The organism is Aminobacterium colombiense DSM 12261 (assembly GCF_000025885.1).
In the GTDB taxonomy this organism is placed as follows: domain Bacteria; phylum Synergistota; class Synergistia; order Synergistales; family Aminobacteriaceae; genus Aminobacterium; species Aminobacterium colombiense.
Window position 1 is genome coordinate 1,704,458 of the sequence record NC_014011.1, and the last position, 20,859, is coordinate 1,725,316.

At 46.2% G+C, this 20,859-nt stretch carries 20 protein-coding genes; 11 read left to right on the forward strand and 9 right to left on the reverse strand.

Annotated features, from left to right (window positions below):
* Window positions 1–419: 419 nt before the first annotated feature.
* Complete coding sequence (locus AMICO_RS08475) at window positions 420–1,634, reverse strand: tRNA nucleotidyltransferase/poly(A) polymerase family protein (RefSeq protein ID WP_013049040.1); 1,215 nt, start codon at window positions 1,632–1,634, stop codon at window positions 420–422.
* A gap of 313 nt (window positions 1,635–1,947) precedes the next feature.
* On the opposite strand from AMICO_RS08475, the gene AMICO_RS08480 reads away from it, so the two are divergent.
* The 6 genes from AMICO_RS08480 to AMICO_RS08505 all read left to right on the forward strand — a co-directional run bounded on the left by AMICO_RS08480 (window position 1,948) and on the right by AMICO_RS08505 (window position 8,176).
* Window positions 1,948–3,042: an Ldh family oxidoreductase gene (locus AMICO_RS08480; RefSeq protein ID WP_013049041.1), complete on the forward strand. Its 1,095-nt coding sequence runs from the start codon at window positions 1,948–1,950 to the stop codon at window positions 3,040–3,042.
* Between the two features lie 4 nt (window positions 3,043–3,046).
* Window positions 3,047–4,324, forward strand: a complete 1,278-nt coding sequence (locus AMICO_RS08485; protein ID WP_013049042.1) for a nickel-dependent lactate racemase family protein — start codon at window positions 3,047–3,049, stop codon at window positions 4,322–4,324.
* Between the two features lie 2 nt (window positions 4,325–4,326).
* Complete coding sequence (locus AMICO_RS08490) at window positions 4,327–5,313, forward strand: bifunctional 4-hydroxy-2-oxoglutarate aldolase/2-dehydro-3-deoxy-phosphogluconate aldolase (protein ID WP_244392406.1); 987 nt, start codon at window positions 4,327–4,329, stop codon at window positions 5,311–5,313.
* Between the two features lie 328 nt (window positions 5,314–5,641).
* Complete coding sequence (locus tag AMICO_RS08495; protein ID WP_013049045.1) at window positions 5,642–6,655, forward strand: methionine ABC transporter ATP-binding protein; 1,014 nt, start codon at window positions 5,642–5,644, stop codon at window positions 6,653–6,655.
* Window positions 6,648–7,310 (forward strand): methionine ABC transporter permease, encoded by a 663-nt coding sequence (locus tag AMICO_RS08500; RefSeq protein WP_013049046.1) that lies wholly within the window; start codon window positions 6,648–6,650, stop codon window positions 7,308–7,310. The genes AMICO_RS08495 and AMICO_RS08500 overlap by 8 nt, the downstream gene beginning before the upstream one ends.
* Before the next feature lie 65 nt (window positions 7,311–7,375).
* Window positions 7,376–8,176 (forward strand): MetQ/NlpA family ABC transporter substrate-binding protein, encoded by an 801-nt coding sequence (locus AMICO_RS08505; RefSeq protein ID WP_013049047.1) that lies wholly within the window; start codon window positions 7,376–7,378, stop codon window positions 8,174–8,176.
* A gap of 87 nt (window positions 8,177–8,263) precedes the next feature.
* Here the strand turns inward: AMICO_RS08505 and dgoD are convergent, their stop codons facing one another.
* The 8 genes from dgoD to AMICO_RS08545 all read right to left on the reverse strand — a co-directional run bounded on the left by dgoD (window position 8,264) and on the right by AMICO_RS08545 (window position 16,421).
* Window positions 8,264–9,415, reverse strand: a complete 1,152-nt coding sequence (gene dgoD, locus AMICO_RS08510) for a galactonate dehydratase (RefSeq protein WP_013049048.1) — start codon at window positions 9,413–9,415, stop codon at window positions 8,264–8,266.
* A 15-nt stretch (window positions 9,416–9,430) separates the two neighbouring features.
* Window positions 9,431–10,459 (reverse strand): sugar kinase, encoded by a 1,029-nt coding sequence (locus AMICO_RS08515; RefSeq protein ID WP_013049049.1) that lies wholly within the window; start codon window positions 10,457–10,459, stop codon window positions 9,431–9,433.
* A gap of 17 nt (window positions 10,460–10,476) precedes the next feature.
* Complete coding sequence (gene eda, locus AMICO_RS08520) at window positions 10,477–11,139, reverse strand: bifunctional 4-hydroxy-2-oxoglutarate aldolase/2-dehydro-3-deoxy-phosphogluconate aldolase (RefSeq protein ID WP_013049050.1); 663 nt, start codon at window positions 11,137–11,139, stop codon at window positions 10,477–10,479.
* Complete coding sequence (locus AMICO_RS08525; protein WP_013049051.1) at window positions 11,139–11,927, reverse strand: IclR family transcriptional regulator; 789 nt, start codon at window positions 11,925–11,927, stop codon at window positions 11,139–11,141. The genes eda and AMICO_RS08525 overlap by 1 nt, the downstream gene beginning before the upstream one ends.
* 26 nt (window positions 11,928–11,953) lie before the next feature.
* On the reverse strand, window positions 11,954–13,228 hold the full coding sequence (locus tag AMICO_RS08530) for a TRAP transporter large permease (protein WP_013049052.1): 1,275 nt from the start codon (window positions 13,226–13,228) through the stop codon (window positions 11,954–11,956).
* A gap of 1 nt (window position 13,229) precedes the next feature.
* Entirely contained in the window at window positions 13,230–13,715 is a 486-nt protein-coding gene (locus tag AMICO_RS08535) for a TRAP transporter small permease (protein ID WP_013049053.1), read from the reverse strand.
* Between the two features lie 109 nt (window positions 13,716–13,824).
* Window positions 13,825–14,820 carry a TRAP transporter substrate-binding protein gene (locus tag AMICO_RS08540; RefSeq protein WP_244392481.1) on the reverse strand — a complete coding sequence of 332 codons (996 nt, stop codon included), beginning with the start codon at window positions 14,818–14,820 and terminating at the stop codon, window positions 13,825–13,827.
* A gap of 122 nt (window positions 14,821–14,942) precedes the next feature.
* Window positions 14,943–16,421 (reverse strand): UxaA family hydrolase, encoded by a 1,479-nt coding sequence (locus AMICO_RS08545; RefSeq protein ID WP_041459384.1) that lies wholly within the window; start codon window positions 16,419–16,421, stop codon window positions 14,943–14,945.
* A 267-nt stretch (window positions 16,422–16,688) separates the two neighbouring features.
* Here AMICO_RS08545 and AMICO_RS08550 point away from each other — a divergent pair, with 267 nt between their 5' ends.
* From AMICO_RS08550 to phoU, 5 genes are all read left to right on the forward strand, one after another.
* On the forward strand, window positions 16,689–17,498 hold the full coding sequence (locus AMICO_RS08550; RefSeq protein WP_013049056.1) for a phosphate ABC transporter substrate-binding protein: 810 nt from the start codon (window positions 16,689–16,691) through the stop codon (window positions 17,496–17,498).
* 133 nt (window positions 17,499–17,631) lie between these two features.
* The gene (gene pstC, locus AMICO_RS08555; protein WP_013049057.1) at window positions 17,632–18,501 is read left to right on the forward strand and encodes a phosphate ABC transporter permease subunit PstC; all 870 of its coding nucleotides are present in this window, start codon (window positions 17,632–17,634) and stop codon (window positions 18,499–18,501) included.
* The gene (gene pstA, locus AMICO_RS08560) at window positions 18,498–19,349 is read left to right on the forward strand and encodes a phosphate ABC transporter permease PstA (protein ID WP_013049058.1); all 852 of its coding nucleotides are present in this window, start codon (window positions 18,498–18,500) and stop codon (window positions 19,347–19,349) included. Before pstC ends, pstA begins: the two co-directional genes overlap by 4 nt.
* 24 nt (window positions 19,350–19,373) lie before the next feature.
* Complete coding sequence (gene pstB / locus AMICO_RS08565) at window positions 19,374–20,132, forward strand: phosphate ABC transporter ATP-binding protein PstB (RefSeq protein WP_013049059.1); 759 nt, start codon at window positions 19,374–19,376, stop codon at window positions 20,130–20,132.
* Between the two features lie 37 nt (window positions 20,133–20,169).
* Window positions 20,170–20,859, forward strand: a complete 690-nt coding sequence (phoU, locus tag AMICO_RS08570; protein ID WP_013049060.1) for a phosphate signaling complex protein PhoU — start codon at window positions 20,170–20,172, stop codon at window positions 20,857–20,859.

A 20,859-nucleotide genomic window follows, 5' to 3' on the forward strand; every position in this document is an offset into this window, starting at 1 on the left:
CGCGAGAGCGTTTTGTGAAAAACAACACGATTATATGAAAACCTTCCTATTCGTAAAGGAGATATCTCCTTGGGCGAAACGGGTTTTATAAAACGATAGGCAAACTACATAAGGAAGGCTAAAAAGAATTCAACTAGAACCCCTTTACATGGGGCAGGGAACCAACGAAACAAACTACATGATGTTCGGCTACTAATTTTTCAAAATTCACCTGCGACAGAAGCAATCTTCGAATCTTTTTGATAGAACTGGTCGCAATCTGCCTTTAACACACCGTGGTTTTCTAATATCCAGCATATAAAAAAGGTAATCTTCTGAGGGTCGACCGGTCGACCATCAGAAGATTACCACCAAATTTTACGCTAGTCAATCTACATTTCTTTTTTTGATGAGCCCCTGTAGGTTAGAATGCCATGGGGCTACGCCTTATCCGGAGCATTTTCCCATAACCACTTATTAACATCTTCTCTACTCTCTATTTCACCTTTGGCAGCTGCCTGGCGCAACCCTGTTTTTAGCAACCCCACCAAAGGTCCTTCCTCAATCCCCAATACTCGTTTCAATTCTTTTCCATCTGGGAGAAAATCAATACATTTAAGCCTCAACACAACACGATTGTACGTTAACAGATTGTCTCGCCATACATCTGTAGGCTTTCCCGAAGACGATAAGAACGCATGGGAAAGGTCAAAAAGTTTTCTTACTATATCTTCTCCCAGAGAATCGTATACAGCTATTGCTCTGTCCAAGGGAAGAGGCTCAAGAAAAAGAGGGAGATTCTTAATGAGAACAACAATTTCTTCTCTGCTGGCAGAAGGCCACGACCAACTCACAAACAATTCGTTTACAAAATCATAATTCAAATGCTGAAACAATGCGGCCACCTGAACAGACTTGTCTCTCCTCTGTTCCTGGGCAGACTGGAGCGAGAGGAAGGAATGGAGAAGACAGTCCCCCTCATAAACACTACCGGCCTCCAGACGCTGCCCCCAGAGCTTTTCAAGAAAGGGGAAGAAAACAGCCATTAAGCCATGGCTTCTTACAAATCGGAAAAAAAGAAAACCGTCCCCATCAAATGCCCTCGCAACTTCATGGCCTATACGCTCTTGAGATACGCCCGTAATATGAGAAGCAAAATTTTCAACGGCAAGTGAGGAATCACCATCGATCCTTAATCCATGAGTAGAAGCAAAGCGGCATAAACGAAGAGCGCGTATGGGATCATCCTTTAGGCGATGAAGGGGATTGCCGTTAAATCGGAGAATCCCTTTTCTTAAGTCTGAAAAACCATCAAAGGGATCGTAAATATGGCCCCTACTGTCAAGTGCCATGGCATTTACTGTAAAATCTCGCCGTGCCAAATCCTCCTCAACAGGCTTGTTTCTCAGAGGAAACACGTCAAAAGCCTCCCTATTGAAAGATATGACAGCCGTTCGCTTCTGGGCTTTTCCTACAATAACCGCCCCTGGGAAAACTCTCTGAATCTCCTTTTCTCCGCCAGAAACTGCTAAATCCACATCTGAAACAGACTGTCGTCCTAAAAGATAATCACGAACTGCCCCACCGACAACCCAGGCCTTAATCCCTTCTTTTTCAAAAAAACGAAGGAGTTCCAACGCATTAAATAAAGACACCTCGTTACCCCCCTCCTCCAGCGGCATCGCTAGAAAAAGAAAGACTCTCTTGCACTAAAAGAAGACAATGCTATCTTATTCGAATATTGGAAAAACAACATTAAAAATCTCCCCAAAATGGTGCCAGGTCTTGAAAATGTGCATTAGTGTACATTTTCAAGACCTGGCACCATAATACGAACCGATATTCCGCCTAGCGGATAACTTTCCTTGACTTCTCCCCCTTTATTCTCTTATATAACTAGTGCCGGATCTAAATTTTCAGCATAAATAATGAAGCTTAATATTAATAGAAAGAAGAGGTGTCACCCCTATGTCTTCCCTGTATAAACGTGTTGATTACCAAGCGCTGATTAACTTCTCTGCCGATGTGCTGCAGAGGATAGGATACCCGAGAAACAAAGCTGAAATTACAGCTAAAGTACTTGTAGAAGCAGACGCACGAGGAGTTGCGTCTCATGGTGTAACCCGCCTCAAGGTCTACAAAAACGAATTGGAAAGCGGCCATGTAAAGCCTCTGGCAGACCCTGAGATTGTTTTCGAAACTCCCATATCAGCCGTTATTGACGGTCACTATGGCATCGGATCCCATATTTCTCAATTTGCCATGGAAATTTGTCTTGAAAAAACCCGTAAAAATGGTACTTGTTATGTTTCTGTTCGTAACTCTAATCATTTTGGCATGGCAGGCCTTTGGGCCGAAATGGCTTCCAGGGAAGGGTTCATTGGAAGTGCTTATACCAATACCATCCGATGCGCAGTGCCAGCCCTGGGCCGTCAGCGAATGCTTGGAACCAACCCCATAGCAGTTTCTATACCCACAGATGAAGAAGAACCTTTCCTTCTTGATATGGCAACAACAACAGCAGCTCGTGGAAAACTGGGCGTCTATAAACGTCGGGGTAAAGATCTTCCTGAAGGCTGGATAATAGATGAAGAAGGAGAACCCATCTCTGATGCACAAGCCGCAACAAACCTTCTGGCCGATCCTACACGGGAACTTGGAGGTCAAGTATTTCTTGGCGGTTCTGGCGAAGAAATGGGAGGACATAAAGGGTACGGGATGGGGCTTTTGGTAGAACTTTTATGTGCTCCCCTTTCCATGGGCAGCTGGACCCGTGACGTTTTTCAGACTCCTGACGCTAATGTATGCCACTTCTTCTCCGCATTCCGTCTCGATCTGTTTGGAGATCCAGCACCCATAAGAACCTATGTGGGAAATATTCTTCGCGCCCTTCGAAACAGTGCTCCTCTTCATGGGGAATCTCAGGTATATACCCACGGCCAAAAAGAAGCTGCCCGCCGAAAAATCGCTCTAGAAAAAGGAGTGGAGATAGACGAGGCCACATGGTCTATGCTCAACGGCCTCGCTAGAGACTTCAATTTCGCTTCTTTAGAAGAACGGTGAGGGCATGAACATTTCAGTTTCCTTCACTTATCCTGATTTTGAGGGTATTTCTATCCCTGAAGAAAATCTTGTGGCTATATTAAGTCCCGCTTGTCCTCCGAAACCCTTTGAAGACGATATGGATGCCATCAATCGAGGTTTAGATTCTCCAATAGGGGCTCCTCGGTTAGAAGAATGTGTAAGAGCTGAACAGAAGATACTGATCCTTGCAGATGACAACACACGTAACACTCCAGCACATATTATTATTCCGGAAGTCATCAAACGGCTTAAAAAAGCGGGAATCCAATCCAAGAATATTTCTATTATGGTTGCCCTTGGAACCCATCGCCCAATGACAGAAGAGGAACTGAAGAAAAAGTTCGGTTCACAGATTCTTCAGAATTTCACAATCCTGCAACATGCCTGGAACGACCCTGATCAGCTTATAGAACTTCCTCCCACAGAAAACGGGACAGAAATATGGGTGAATAAAGCCCTTCTCAAGGCAGATTTTGTTATAGGGATAGGGCACATTACCCCCCATCGGGTGGTTGGCTTTTCAGGGGGTGCAAAAATTGTCCAGCCAGGTGTGTCAGGCGGAATTACCACGGGGCAAACTCACTGGGTAAGCGCCCTTTACGACGGCGAAGATTTTATAGGAAAGATCGACACCCCTGTCCGCAGGGAAATGAACGCCGTAGGGCTGGCTGCGGGTTTGAAATATATCGTTAACGTAGTAATGGACGGAAACGAAGAGGTCTATCGCTGCGTTGCCGGTGATCCTATAGAAGCCCACAAGGAGGGGTGCTCGGCCTCGAAAGAAATTTATGGGGCTCCGCTCCCATGTTTGGGAGACATAGTTATTGCAGAGTCTTTCCCGGCTGATGCTGAACTCTGGCAAGCGGCAAAAGGCATCTATTCCGGAGATTTGGCATTAAAAAAAGACGGAATTTTAATCCTTGTTACACCTTGCCCCGATGGTGTAGCACAGGGACATCCGGAACTCACAGAAATCGGGTATCTTCCCTTCAAAGAAATTAAACAAATGGTTGATGAGAAAGAAATTGACGATCTTACGCTGGCCGCCCACATTTCCCATGTAGGACGTGTCGTTTGTGATAAGGGGAGGGGGATACTTGTTTCTCGCGGAATCGATAAGGAAACCACAGAAAAGTTGGGGCTCCTTTGGGCTTCCACCCCTCAGAAAGCATTAGAAATGGCCTTTGAGCTTAAAGGTTCTGACGCTCGGATCGTGGTGTTAAAAAATGGAGGAGACATATTGCCTCTACTCAATGATTAAGAATGAAAAACAAAAGAAAGAAGAGGATACTTATGAGTACTGTCCTTAACACTATTGGAAGATGCGGTCTCGTACCTGTTATAAAACTCGACAGGTCAGAAGATGCCCTTCCCCTGGGTGAGGCCCTCATCAAAGGAGGGCTTCCTGTAGCAGAAGTAACCTTCCGCACAGATGCCGCAGAAGAATCTATAGAACAACTTACTTCCCATCTCCCTAACCTTCTTGTTGGAGCTGGAACCATACTTACAGTTGATCAGGTCAAAAAAGCAGTAGATGCCGGGGCAAAGTTTATTGTCTCTCCTGGTTTTAATCCTACAATAGTGGACTACTGCATTGAGCATAAGATACCTATTACGCCAGGCGTCAATTCTCCATCTCAAGTTGAAATGGGGCTTGAACGGGGGCTTTCTGTGCTTAAGTTCTTTCCGGCAGAAGCATCTGGTGGAGTCTCTATGCTCAAGGCTATGGCTGGGCCATACAAAGACGTTAAATTTATTCCCACAGGAGGCATCAATGCAGAAAACCTCAACACCTACCTAACATTGCCCATGGTTCACGCCTGTGGCGGCAGCTGGATGGTAAAAAGTGATCTTGTAGCGGCTGGTGCCTTTAACCAGATCGTCACACTTGTGCAAGAAGCAGTGTTTACGATGCACAATTTTTCTCTGATACATATAGGCATCAATGAAAACTCTGAGGAAGAAGCTTTACAGTGTGCCCAGATATTTGAAAAGCTCTTCAATATGCCTGTGAAAAATGGCAACAGCTCTGTTTTCGCTGGGAAATCTTTCGAAATCATGAAGTCTCCCTATCTTGGCAGCAAGGGACACATTGCCATTAAAACAAACAGTGTGGAAAGAGCGGTAGCCTATCTGAAGACTTTTGGCGTAAAGACCCTTCCTGAAACAGAAAAGAGGAAAGACGGCAAGCTCAAGGTGGCTTATCTTGACCTTGAAATCTCTGGCTTTGCTATCCATTTGGTAGAGTAAAAGGTTTTCTTTATAACTGTTTCGCAACACTCTCTGATGACAAATAGCTGACTCGTTATTTGACAGGCGTGTAAATTTCAGATATCATATGCAACAATTTGCGTACCACAATTAAGGAAGGGAGGAGCCACCATGCAAAGCAACAGCAGAACAATCGCAATTATGGTTCAGAACAGCATGATGATGTGCATGTGCGGCGGCCCTCCTGACGTGGTCGACGCAGCTTAGTGCTGTCGTCCATTGACTTTCAGGCCGGGGCCTTCTTACAGAGGGCCCCGGCTTTTTTGTTGTCATCTTAAGATTAGCTTTATACCAGGAGATGAAATATATGATCAGCATCCAGAACCTCTATAAGACCTACCCTTGCGAGGGGGGCGATTTTGAAGCGCTACGAAACGTTAGTATTAACATTCAATCAGGAGAGATATTTGGAATCATCGGCTTGAGTGGAGCCGGGAAATCCACATTGCTCCGCACTCTTAACCGACTGGAAGAACCCAGTTCTGGCTCCATATGCATTGGGGATACTGACATTACGCGGCTTTCTACACCTGAGCTTAGAAAGCTGCGCCGACGCGTAGGCATGATCTTTCAACACTTTAATCTTCTTACATCCCGTACTGTTTTTCAAAATGTCGCCTTTCCTCTAGAGATAGAAAAATGGGAAACTGACGCCATTTCTAAAAGAGTAACAGAGGTACTCGATCTCGTGGATCTTTCAGACAAGGCTCAAAGCTACCCTTCCCAGCTAAGTGGAGGGCAAAAACAGAGAGTTGGAATTGCCCGGGCCTTGGCCAACAACCCCAGCCTGCTTCTTTGCGATGAAGCCACCAGTGCCCTTGACCCTAAAACGACTCAGTCAATTTTGGCCCTTCTCGATGAAATTAACCGGAAGCTCGGCATTACTATAGTTCTTGTCACCCACGAAATGGGAGTCATTCGCCAAATTTGTCATCGGGTCGCCGTCTTAGAACACGGACAGGTTGTAGAACTGGGAGCTGTAAAGGATGTTTTTATGAAACCCCAGTCAAAAACTGCTCGAGAGTTTTTATGCCATCTCCCAAGGACAACCTATGATTTTGAAAACCTCCCTCAGGAAAAAGGCAAGCCTGTAGCAATCTTTGCCTTCAATGGTGAAATGGCAGAACAGCCCGTCATATCCCAGGCCATTAAAAAAAGTGGCGCTGAGATCAATATTCTTTCTGGAGAAATCGACCACCTGCATAGCAGCCGCATTGGCAATCTCACGGTTCAGCTAAAAGGCAGCCCCGCAGAGATCAGCACGGCCCTTTCCTTTATTAGATCCAAAAACGTAGAAGTGGATGTGGTCTGGAATGGATAAGTTGGTTGCACTTATAAATCTTCTGGCAGCTCCAACCCTCGAAACGGTCTATATGGTCATGTTCTCAACCTTTTTTGCAACGCTGCTCGGATTCCCCATAGGAATTGCCCTTGTTGTAACAGAAAAGGGCGGATTGGTTGAGAATGAAGCGATATACAGAATTCTCGACGGCATTGTAAATGTCTGCCGCTCTTTCCCCTTTATTATTCTCATGATCGTTCTCTTCCCCTTCTCGCGCCTGATCGTGGGAACTACTATCGGCACCACTGCCTCTATTGTTCCCCTCTCTATTGGAGCCGCTCCCTTTGTGGGACGAGTTGTAGAAAGCGCCTTAAAGGAAGTGGAAAAAGGGCTTATCGAAGCAGCCGTGTCTATGGGAACCAATCCAAAGGACATTATTTTAAAAGTTATGGTACCAGAAGCACTCCCTTCTCTTATTCTTGGAGAAACCTTAACCGTTATCAATATCATCGGCTATTCGGCCATGGCCGGTGCTATTGGAGGCGGCGGACTGGGCGACCTGGCCATTCGCTACGGTTTTCACCGCTTTCAGACAGACGTTCTTATAGCGGCTGTCATCGTTATTATCATGCTGGTTCAAGTAATTCAGGTCATCGGGAACAAAACAGCTCTCTATGTCGCCCGTAATCGCTGATCAGCACACTGCGCGCAGAAAAAACGAGCTACATTGCACAGAAATATGAACTGGAGGAATGAAAAATGAAAAGAACTGTAGGTCTTTTACTCTCTCTCACAATACTCGCCATATGGGCAGCTTTTATTCCTAATGCGGCAGCGGCAGAAGAAGTGATCAAAATCGGGGCAACCCCTGTCCCTCATGCTGAAATATTAAAGGTCATCAAAGAAGACATTGCCAAAGAAGGGATCAAACTCGAGATCATAGAGTTTACTGACTATGTAAAGCCCAACCTGGCGCTGAATGATAAGGAAATAGATGCCAACTATTACCAGCACCTTCCCTATCTGGAAAACTTTAACGCTAATCACCGTACCAAACTTGCGGCTATAGGGACTGTTCATGTAGAAGCCATGGGGTTGTACTCTGAAAAGGTGAAGCATATTGACGAGCTGAAAGAAAAATCCCTTATCGCTGTCCCCAGTGATAGTGTGAATGGTGGGCGCGCCCTGCTCCTTCTGCAGGCTAACGGTCTTATCACCCTTTCAGACAAGGCGGGATTGGAAGCCACAGAGAGAGACATCGTGGAAAATCCCAAAAAGCTCCGCTTCAAATCCATTGAAGCAGCTCAGCTGCCGAGGATACTTCCCGACGTGGATGGCGCTGTCATCAATGGAAACTATGCGTTGGAGGCAGGATTTAATCCCACAGAGGATGCTGTGTTGCTGGAAGGCAGCGAATCTCCTTATGCGAATATAGTTGTAGTTCATGAAGATTCGAAGGATGACGAAAAGTTTGCCATTCTGATGAAACATCTAAATTCTGAGAAAGTGGCCCAATTTATTCTTTCAACATATAACGGCGGAGTTACCCCTGCTTTTTAGGGGGATGCGGATAGTACAGAAGGAGGCTGCCGGTGAATGACAGCCTCCTTCTGTATACCAATGCACAATTTCAAGACCTGGCACCAATTACCATTCGGCGATGGTGCCGTCTTCTAGCCTCCATACAGGGTTTTTCCAATTCATATTTTCATCGGTCTTCTGACGAACCACTTCTTCATTAATGGAAACCCCCAGGCCTGGGCCTTTAAGCAGTTTTATATAACCATTTTCATATTCAAAGAGTGCCGGGTTTTCGAGATAGTCAAGCAGGTCCGCACCTACATTGTAATGGATGTTCAGGCTTTGTTCCTGAATGATAGCGTTTGGCGTACAGAAATCAACTTGCAGGCACGCAGCCAGGGCTATGGGGCCCAGAGGGCAATGGGGGGCCAGAGCCACATCGTAGGCTTCTGCCATAGCGGCTATTTTGCGCACTTCCCAGATTCCGCCGGCGTGACTGAGGTCAGGCTGAATAATATCTACCGCCCCATCGGTGAGAAGAGTTTTGAAATCCCAGCGCCCAAAGTTCCGTTCCCCTGTGGCAATGGGCATAGTCGCATGACGGCGCAGTTCCACAAAGGCCTCGCGATTCTCTACCAGTACCGGCTCCTCAACGAACATGAGCCGGTAGGGTTCAAGCTCTTTCATGAGAATTCTAGCCATAGCCTTATGTACCCGTCCATGAAAGTCAAGGGCTATGTCTATTTTTTGTCCTAATGCGTCTCTAATAGCCTGAACCCTGGCGAGTACTTCATCCACCTTTTCATAAGAGTCGATCCAGCCCAACTCTTCGGTGGCATTCATCTTTATTGCCGTCATGCCAGCGTCATACTTCGCTTTGGCTTCGGCTGCCACGTCAGAAGGCCTGTCCCCACCGATCCACGAGTAAACTCTGATCTTCTGACGTACTGCGCCGCCAAGCATTTTATAAACGGGCAAACCGTAGATTTTTCCGGTAATGTCCCATAGGGCCTGTTCTATACCGGAAATCGCGCTCATGAGTACGGGGCCGCCGCGATAAAAGCCACCCCGGTAGAGAACCTGCCAGATATCCTCAATTTCTGTAGCATCCCGGCCGATAAGATATTCTTCCATCTCCCGAACAGCAGCTGCCACTGTAGTGGCTCTTCCTTCAACTACTGGCTCTCCCCATCCCACCACTCCATCATCAGTAACAACTTTTAAGAAAAGCCATCGCGGTGGAACTTTAAAAAGATCGAGACTTGCTATGCGGCTCATAAGAGGTCTCCTCTATTAGCGCTGTACGCGCCCGCTGGCATCGCCGCCAGCCAGAGTCAAAGCATCTTTCACCGTAACCCTATTGAAATCTCCATAAATAGTATGTTTCAGTGCTGAGGCCGCCACCGCGAACTCCAAAGCCTCCTGAGGCGTTTCGAAGTTATTGAGACCATATATCAGACCAGATCCAAAAGAATCGCCGCCGCCGATACGGTCTACTATATGGCGGATTTCGTACTTTTTGCTGACGTGGACTTCTCCTCGTTCAGCAAGGATAGCTGACCAGTTGTTCCAATCCGCGCTGATACTTTCTCGCAGGCTTACGGCCAGATATCTCACTCTGGGGAACTGTGCGAGCATTTTCTGGCTCAGGGCCCTATATTTATCTATATCCAGGGATCCCGAGGTCACATCCACATCGGCTTCGATGCCCAGACATTTCTGGCAGTCCTCCTCGTTAGCGATAACAAGATCCACATAGTTCATGAGCTCAGGCATAACCTCAAGGGGAGTTTTGCCCCATTTCCACAACTTATTGCGATAGTTGAGGTCGCATGAAACAGTAATGGCTTTTTCTTTACATTTTTTGAGGGCTTCAAGGGTTACATCGGCAGTCCCTTCGGCAATGGCGGGGGTAATGCCAGTAACATGAAACCACTTGGCCCCATCGAGTATGGTATCCCAATCAAAATCTCCGGGTTTTACCTCGGCAATAGCTGAATGGGCCCGATCATAGATAACCCTGGAAGGGCGCATGCATGAACCGGTTTCTGTGTAGTATATGCCAAGGCGCTCTCCGCTCTTCCGTATAAAGCGAGTATCGACACCAAAACCTCTCAATTCATGAATAACACCATCGCCAATAGGGTTGTCAGGAACAGCTGTTACAAAAGCCGCATCTTCACCATAATTAGATAAGGCAACGGCCACATTAGCTTCGGCACCGCCAAAAGTAGCCACAAATTGCGGTGTCTGGAGAATTTTTTCGCGGCCTGGAGGAGTAAGCCTCATCATAATTTCACCAAAGGTAATAAACTTTGCCATAACCGAACGCATCCTTTCTATTTCAAACCAGCCCGAATTCGGGTAATTTCATGTAATACTTTCTCTACTGCCTCTCGAACAGCCTCGTAACTGCCATCTGTACCCGCAGGCTTAGTGAGAGCACTTCCCAAACCAACAGCAAAGGCTCCGGCCTTGAACCATTCCTCCATATTCTCGAGAGAAACACCGCCAATAGGCATTATATTGGCATAAGGAACCGGTCCATGTACGGCTTTGATGAATTTGGGGCCAAGTACGCTGCCAGGAAAGGCTTTCACTACGTCAACACCAAGTTCCAACGCATGCATGAGTTCTGTAACTGTCCCTATACCTGGCATTGCAGGCAAGCCATAACGGTTGCAAGTGTAAACAACGTCATCGCTAAGACTTTGGGACACAATAAACTCTGCGCCATTGGCAATACACATTCTGGCTGTAGCTTCATCCACAACGGTTCCCGCCCCAACAAAACATCCCTGTCCTCTATGGCGCTCGGCAGAAGTGCGCATAATGTCGAGAGACCCGGGAAAGGTCATGGAAACTTCAACGGCTTTCATCCCCGCGTCAAACATGGCGTCTGCCATGGCAATTCCTTTTTCCACACTTTCTGTACGGATAATACCCACGACACCTTGTTCTTCTATAGCTGAAAGAATTTCATATTTTCTAATACGGATCATTACCATCCCTCCTTAGTAGTTTCTAAATGACGTCGATTGATTCGAAGGGAAATTTTTGCAGTTTCCTGCGCCAGTTTCCGTCCCACCAACGCAGCCTGTTTATCATCAAAACGATAGGCTGGTGCGGAAACGCTTACTGCTCCCAGGGGGAATCCATTTCTGTCAACAATAGGAGCAGCCACGCAGCGAATTCCTTCTTCATTCTCCTGATTTTCTTCGCTATACCCTCGCGTTTTATATATTTTTAATAGATTCAATAACTCTTTAGGATCGGTGATCGTATTCGCTGTCCTACTTTCAAGGGGTGTTCTTTCTAAATAGATTTCAACTTGGCCTGCAGGAAGAGCCGAAAGTATCGCTTTCCCCCCAGCAGTGCTATAGAGAGGAAGTTCCGCTCCCACCTTCGATCTCATCAACAGCGGACTTGGACTCTCAAGTTTTTCCAAGTAATAGGCTCGCCCGCTTTCGAAAACAAAAAGATGGATCGTCTCGCCTGAATAATCTCTCATAATCTCTAGGATGTCACGAGACATTTCCAGCAGTCCTGACCGCTTATTGTAGCTTGCAGACCACTTCACCACCGCTGGCCCTATTTGATAGCGCCCATAGGGATCTTTTATGAGAATATTGCTATCGACAAAGGTTGCGAGAATTCGATATGCTGTTGTTTTCGAAAGTTTTGTGGCATTCGCTATTTCTGTTAACCCGACAGGTTCAGGCCTATTAGAAAGATCTTCTAGTACGGCAATCGCTTTTTGAAGAACCTGCACCCTGTTTTTCTCAGACATGCACTATCACCTCTCCACCCCTCATCTTACATTAAAGAGGGCAGCCACAACACGATTTGTGGAACATATGTTACGAGCATCACAACGATAAAAAGAGCTACGTACATGGGAACAAGAGATCGAACCAATGATATCAGGGACACTTTTGATATGGAGTTTGTCACATAAAGGACTGTCCCTACCGGCGGTGTGATGAGTCCGACACAAAGGTTCGTTACCATAATGACGCCAAAGTGTATATCGTCAATCCCGTAACTTCTGCATACAGGAAGGAGAATCGGAACAAGAAGAAAAAGAGCTGGGGTCAAGTCAATTACCATCCCCACAAGGAAAAGCAGAACGTTCAGGATAAGAAGAAACATGAGCTTGTTTTTAGTAATGCTCATAATCACTTCGGTAAGAAGCTGGGGAACCTGGGCCACAGCGAGAAACCACGTCAACGCCATAGCTGATGCGCACACCAACATGACTACTCCTGTATTAAGGGAAGCACCTTTGAGTATTTCCGGATAGTCAGACCATCTCACATCATATAGGAAATATGACACAATAATAGCATAGACAACAGCGACCGCTCCGGCTTCTGTGGCTGTAAAAATACCGCCGAGAATGCCTCCCAAGATAATAACGGGGAGAATTAATGCCCAAACTGTTTTTCTGAAAATCCCCAAAAACTCTCCAAAACCTACTCGATCACCCACAGGGTAATTATTTTTGCGAGCTATGAAATAAGAAACAGCTAGAAGGGCAATTCCTATAAGAATTCCTGGAATCGCGCCGCCAAGAAAGAGCTTAGCAATAGAAATCTGAGCAATAGACCCAAGAATGATCATGGGAACGCTGGGTGGAATAATTGGGCCAATAACAGAAGAAGCAGCAGTGATAGCCGCAGAGAATTCTTTGTCATACCCGCCTTTTTCCATCATGGGAATCTCAAGAGAGCCCAATGCGGCAGCGTCAGCAACTGCAGAACCACTAATTCCCGCAAAAAGCATGCTGGCAACTACATTAACGTAGGCAAGCCCACCTTTTACCCGACCAACGAGAGCGTTGGCAAAGAGCAAAATATCGTTGACAAGTCCCGCTTTGTTCATTATTTCGCCGGCCAGCATGAAAAATGGGATAGCCAAAAGTGTATAGACATCAACACCGGTAATCATACGTCGAGCGAGAACCATAGGCTCAAAAGTTCCCGTCACAAACATAAGGGCCAATGCGGAAAGGCCTATTCCAAATCCGATGGGAACGCCAAGAATAGTCAACCCCAACAAAGAACCAAGAAATGCTAACAAAACTACCATGTCAGGCTTCCTCCACTTCAGAACACCAAATACGTGCTATCTGACGAGCCATTTCAAGAAGCATCATCATTGTGGCAAAGGGAACGGCCGAATACTGCCATGCCACCGAAATAACGAGAATAGATGTTTTCTGCACATATATCCTGGAGATGTAATCAATTCCTCCCTTAAGAAGGATGAACAGAAAAGTCGTAATCAGAAGGGCTATGGTTATTTTCAACCCCTTTCCTGTCGAGCCCTTGGTGCGCTCAATAAGAACATCAAAAGCCGGGTGCAGACCAATTTTTAATCCGGAAGCGATAGCCATAAAAGACATCCATACAAAAGCAAAACGGCTCACCTCATCGACCCAGGGAAAGGCCATATGGAAAAAACGGAAAATAACGTTTGTAAAAACCGAAAACACCATAACCCCGAGCATAACAATCGCTATACCGTCAGCCAAACGATACATATAACGATACAGGGCATTCATAAAACTCTTCATAATACGAACGAGCTCCTCTCGCCATGTTCTTCCTTAAAATTAAAATCCCGGCAGAAAGGAGCCTGCTTTCTAAAAACAGCTCCTTTCTGCCGGAAAAGTTACCTACTGCTTATTTTTCAAACTTTTTGCCAATCTCTCTGATCTGCTCAACAAATGGGGCCGCTTCGGGGCAGCTCTTTATATAATCTGCAATAATTGGCTCTGTACTTTCAATGAAAGGTTTTAGATCAGGATAGGTAACTTCAAGACCTTTATCAATGGTTTTCTGCAATACCAGTTCGTCTTCTTCTCTTGTCCGCTTGTCAATCTCCGCAATGGAAGCCATAGTTGCGTCATAAACAATGGTCTGTTCTTCTGCTGTAAGTTTATCCCATACCTTCTGATTGATGACAAAGTACTGGAATCCAAAAATATGATTTGTCATGGCTACATACTTCTGAACATCGTACCATCCAGAGTAATATGAAGTCATAAGGGGGTTATCCTGACCATGAACAACACCCTGCTGCAACGCTGTAAAGACTTCGCTCATGGGCATGACAACTGTGCTGAAGCCAAATCCCTGCATTAGTTTAATGATAACTTCGCCCTGCCATACGCGCATTTTTATGCCCTTACAATCTTCAAAAGAGTTAATGGGCTTCTTATTGTTTGAAATAACCCTGAAACCTCTCGGGAAAGCTCCAAGAATTTTAACGCCGAGAGGCTCAAGGCTTTTATAGATCTCTTCCCCGATAGGACCGTTAAAAACGGCGTCTGCATGTTCATAGCTATTGAACATATAGGGAAGCTGAAGCAATTTGAACAAATCTACGGTGTTTTCCCAAAGATTTCCTGTAAGAGCCATTTCAATGGTTCCCAACTGCACTCCCTCTACGAACTCCTGCTCGGCACCAAGCTGGTTATTTGGGAATATCTGTACCTTTAAGGAACCATTGCTTTTAGACTCGACATTCGCTTTAAAAATATCATTAAGCACAACGTTGGCGGGGTGATCCGCTGGAAAATAATTTGCGATCTTCAATGTCGTAGCCGCAAAAGCCATGGATGAAAAAGCTACAATAAAAAGAGCTGTCAAAGCTACTGTACGAACAACACGTTTCATCTTCACAACAAACAGCCTCCTCAAAAAAAGTTTTTAAGTGTACCGTTCTTACTGCCCGATCAAGCCAATGCGTGATTCTACTCTTTACACAATCCCCCGGGAAGCAGCTCCTCCTTTCGTTTTTATAAGATCACTCCATGTTTAAATAAGCCGATCTCCCCTATATTTAAATGTTCATTAGAGGTTTCCCGGCCATTGGCCACTTCAAACACAAGATCAATGAGATCGCCAAGAAGAGCGTCCCGCTCTTCACCTTCTAAAAGACGCCCCCCATTAAAATCCATCCAGCTTTTCTTCCTTTTGTAAAGGGACGAATTGGTAGCTATTTTTATTGATGGAACTACTGAACTATAGGGAGTCCCCCGGCCGGTGGTAAAAAGGGTCAAAACAGCTCCGCTTGCCGCGAGAGAAGTTACAGAAACGGGGTCATTTCCAGGACTGAAAACAATATTCACACCTGAACGGCCGTAGCACTCTCCATATTGCAAAACATCCGCTACTAAACCGGAACCAGTTTTTTGCACAGCACCCAGGGATTTTTCCTCAAGAGTGGTAATACCTCCCTCTTTGTTTCCAGGAGAAGGGTTTTCATATACAGGCTGGTGATAAGAAGTGTAGTATTCCTTGAACCAATTGATCATTTTCACAAAACGGATAAAAACATCTTCTTCTTCAATTCGGGAGGTCAGAGTATCCTCCGCCCCGAACATTTCAGGGATTTCTGTAGCGAGCAGAGTCCCTCCCCAATGGGTCAGATAGTCTGAAAAAAGACCAACCAGAGGGTTGGCGGTAATACTTGAAAAGGCATCGCTGCCGCCGCACTTTACCCCAACAACCAAATCTGACGAAGGGCACTCCTCTCGCGTAAAACAACCACCCGCCGCTAACTTGTCAAGACGGGAAAAAAGCGCCTCTACATCATCGGATTCTTCTTGAAGCACTGTATATTCAACATTAAAATGATGGGAAAGACGGTCTTTCATATAGGATATCTGCAAATTTTCACACCCCATCCCCACCACTAACACCCCTGCGGCATTGCCATTAAAGGCCAAACCTGAAAGAGCTTGCAAAGTAAACTCAAAATCATCGCCTAGCTGGGAACAACCGTAGGGATGCGCTAATACCCGTACTCTGTCTATCCAATCCGGTGCTTCATATCGTGGGATGAGATTTCGCAAAATATCGTTAATGCAGCTTACTGTGGGAATGACCCAAAGTTCATTGCGGATACCAACTCGACCGGTAGGGCGGCGATATCCCATAAAGCTTTTGGCTTGAAAGGGAGTTTTTACTTGAGGAGAAACGTAATTCCATTCAGCTGGCCAATCAACTCCGAGGGCTGTTTTCAGGTTATGGGTATGAACCCAGTCACCAGCCCGTATATTGCACAATGCCACCCCTATGGGATGGCCGTATTTTATAACCTTCTCTTGAGCTGCTATATCTTTCAACGCAACCTTGTGGCCCGCGGGGATCCTTTCATTCACAGGAATAGAAAAACCTTCATCCAGTACAAGAATGTCACCTTTACTTAGTTCGTGAACTGTCACAGCAATGGTGTCCTCTGTCCTCAACCTTACTCCCTGAAAAGACCTCATCTTCATTGCCCCCCTGCTCTTTTCCGCGATGTGGACTTCTTAGCCGTAATGCGAACCATTACGTCTATTAAGCCATGGTTGGACATAAAAAGCAAGGCCTTCCAGACTCTTCATTGATCCTGTTTTTGTATACTTATGCACAAATTCAAGACCTGGCACGATTTTCTTAACATTACTGTTACAAAGACGAAACATGGGCGTTACAAAGGGCCTTTATACTGTGAAATAACATCTCTGATACGTTAAATACAAGGAGGTTTTCAGGAAATGAAGAAATTTATAGCAGGAGCAGTTCTCGCTGCAACTCTCGCCGTGAGCGGAACCGCATTTGCAGCAGAGCTCGTCATCAAAGGATCCACAACAGTTCTTCCCATCGCACAATCGGCCGCTGAGAAATACATGACGGCCCATCCTGAAGTAGCCATTACAGTTTCTGGCGGCGGCAGCGGCAACGGTATTAAGGCCATTATCGACGGAACCACCGATATTGCTGATTCTTCAAGGTTCATAAAAAATGAAGAAGTGAAGGCTGCCGTAGAAAAAGGAACCTACCCTGTTCCTTTCGGTATCGCCATGGATGCCCTGATCCCTGTGGTTCACCCTTCTAACCCTGTCCAGGACCTTTCTATTGAACAGCTGAAAAAGATCTACATGGGTGAAATAAAGAACTGGAAAGATGTGGGCGGTTCAAACAAGCCCATTGCTATAGTGAGCCGTGACACAAGTTCCGGAACCTACGAAACCTGGGAAAGCAAAATTCTCCATGGTGAGCGGGTAGACAAACGGGCGCTTATTGTTGCCTCTAACGGAGCCATGGTGCAAACGGTGGCAAAAAATGAGAACGCTGTAGGTTATATAGGCCTTGGCTACCTCAATGACTCTGTAAAGGCCCTTAAAGTTGAAGGAATCTCTGGAAACAAAGAAAATGCGCTGAATGGAACTTTCCCTGTATCCCGTTACCTTTACATGTTTACAAAAGGATGGCCCTCTGGGGATATCCTCAACTTTATCAACTTCGTTCTGAGTGACGAAGGGCAAAAATTAGTTGGAGAAGCAGGCTTCGTGCCTATTCGATAAATATAGATAGACCCGACCCTCCTCCTATATGGCACTGTCAGCTATAGTAGCACCTCAGGAATTCGCCCGTCCCCCCGGTGGGCGAATTTCTGCCTGGCATAGAAAGAACTAAGGAAAGGGAATAGTGATATCCATGAAAAAAGAACAAGCACCTGGCATAATCATTATGTCCATATCATCTATGGGCATTTTTATCATATTGTTTATTCTTTTTTTCTTGATTAAGGAAGGACTTCCAGTTCTGAAAGAAGCCTCTCTTTTATCAATAGTGACAGGCTCTGACTGGTATCCCACAGAAACACCTCCAGCCCTGGGCATGCTGTCCCTTATAGTGGGATCGGTAGCCGTTACAATTCTTTCGTCCTTGCTCGCCCTTCCCATAAGTCTTTTTATAGCTATTTTTATTTCTGAAATCGCCTCTGAGAAAATGCGTAATATTTTAAAGCCCATTCTGGAGCTGCTTGGATTTCTCCCGTCCATTATTCTTGGTTTTCTTGGCATGGTTCTTATCGCCCCGTGGCTTCAGGCCAATTTCACCATTCTTTCTGGCCTGAATCTGCTGAACGCGTCTATACTCTTAGGTTTTCTCATCATTCCCATTGTGGGGTCCCTTGCAGAAGAAGCCCTTTCAGCCGTTCCGTTGGAACTTCGCAACGCTTCTTATGCACTGGGCGCTACGCGGTGGGAAACCATCAGCAAAGTTGTTTTCCCGGCAGCCCTTCCCGGCATTCTCTCCGCCTGCCTTCTTGGGATAATGAGAGGGATGGGAGAAACCATGGTGGTACTTATGGCGGCAGGGGGAGCTGCCATTATTCCAGTTTCTCTTTTCGATCCGGTACGCCCACTCACATCAACCATTGCGGCCGAAATGGGAGAAACCCCCGTGGGCTCCCCCCACTATCACGCTCTCTTTTTTGCAGGGCTTATTCTTCTCATTATTACCCTGGCCATCAATCTTCTATCGAGCTGGATCGAGAGCAAAAGGAGAGTGAGACCCTCATGACAAGACGGAGAATCGTTGATCGCCTTATGACCTTTATGCTCTGGGGAGCCGCGGCCCTCTTGGTCTTTCTGCTGCTGGCCATAATCCTCTATATTTTTATCAACGGCTATGAGGCCCTTTCATGGAGCTTCTTGACAGAACCGCCACGGGATAATATGACCCGAGGTGGAATCAGCACTCCCCTCATGGGAACCTTGCAGCTCGTTGTAGTTTCTATGCTTTTCTCCCTTCCCGTAGGCATCGCTACGGGCCTCTACCTCGCCGAATACTCCCGGAAAGGACAGTTTACCGCACTTCTTCGCCTGGCTATCCGCTCACTTGCCGGTGTTCCTTCGGTGGTCTTTGGCCTTTTTGGCCTATCTCTTTTTGTCATCCTGTTAAAGTTTGGCTCATCGCTGCTCTCAGCGGGACTGACACTGGGATGTCTGGCATTGCCCCTTATCGTAACGGCATCAGAACAAGCATTTCTTGCGGTTCCCCAGGATTATCGCGCCGCCTCCTACGCCCTTGGCGCATCAAAGTGGCAAACCATCTGGAAGGTCGTTTTTCCTGCCGCCTCCTCTACCATCATTACCGGTGGAATTCTAAGCATCGGGCGGGTTGCTGGGGAAACCGCTCCCATAATCTTTACAGGCGCCGCCTACTTTACCCCCGGAGTGGCAAAAAGTGTTTTTGATGAAGTCATGGCCCTGCCATACCATATTATGGTTCTTGCCACTGAAGGTACCAATATTACTCTCACAAGGCCCATACAATATGGAACCGTTCTGGTGCTTTTAGCTTTTGTACTCGGCATCAGCGCCATTGGTGTGATTATGCGAGCCCGCCTGAAACAGAGCGGGCGATAAATTGCGAGCAAGGAGTCGGTAACAATGGAAAAATCCCAGCTTATCGTTTCAAATCTGAACCTTTTCTATGGCAAAAATCAGGTGCTGCACAATATCAATATGGATATTTTCGGGAAGACCGTAACAGCTCTTATCGGCCCCTCAGGATGCGGGAAAAGCAGTTTTATCCGCTGCCTCAACCGGATGAACGACTTTATACCAAACGTCAAAGTTGAGGGGGATATTTACCTCGAGGGAAAAAACATCTACTCTGGCGCAACGGATGTCATCGCGTTACGCCGTCAGGTGGGCATGGTCTTTCAGAAACCTAACCCGTTCCCCATGGCCATTTACGATAATGTAGCCTATGGCCCTCGCCTTCAGGGCATCAAGTCTAGAGAAAAACTTGATGAAATAGTGAAACGAAGTCTCATTGGAGCCGCTCTCTGGTCGGAAGTAAAGGATAATTTGAAATCATCGGGACTTGGCCTTTCTGGAGGACAACAGCAGCGTTTATGCATTGCCAGGGCAATTGCAACAGAACCGGAAGTTTTGCTCATGGATGAGCCTACAAGCGCTCTTGACCCAATGGCAACAGCCCGTATTGAAGAACTTGTGAGAACCCTCAAAGAAAGATACACTGTAATTATCGTCACCCACAACATGCAACAGGCTGCCCGCATCTCAGACTATACGGCCTTTTTTCTTATGGGAGAACTTATAGAATATGGTAAAACACCGAAGCTCTTCACATCTCCTGGCGATAAACGGACAGAGGATTATATTACGGGTCGATTCGGTTAAATTTAAGAGGATCCCTTTGGGAAGGAAGTGACTGTTTATGAATCAGATTAACGCTCGAAGACAAATAGAAACAGAATTGACAGAACTTATCCGAATGGCCATACGACTTGGGAAAATGTCCGAGGAATCCCTTACCAGGGCAGTTTGGGCCCTTAAAAATCAAAATGCCGATGTGGCCCGGGAAATCATTAAAAGAGATGACGCCATAGATGATCTGGCTTCAGAGATCGATATGGCTTGCATGCAGTTTACCGCCCGTTTTCAGCCATTGGGAGAAGACTTGCGCACCGTTTCCTCCCTTATGCATATAGCCGTAGACCTCGAGCGGTTAGGGGACTACGCCAGCAATATTTCAAAAGCTGCCATAGAAGTCGCCGATAAAGAACTTATGAAGCCTCTTATAGACATTCCACGCATGGTAGAGATCCTTTCTGAAATGCTTGAAAAATCCCTAGAGGCTCTTGAAAGTAAAAATGATGCCTTGGCTTACAGGGTCTTTCCCCTTGATGACATTGTGGATGACCTTGAAAAACAGATTATGCGAGAACTTCTGCTTCTTATGATGGAACGTCCCCAAAGAATAGAACAGGCTACTCTCCTCCTCAACGTAGCGAGAACCCTGGAACGGGCTGGAGACCATATTACAAACGTGGCAGAACGAGCCATCTACATTATCACCGGCAAAACTATAAAGGCTTCGGCCTACAGACGACCGAAGGAGCATTGA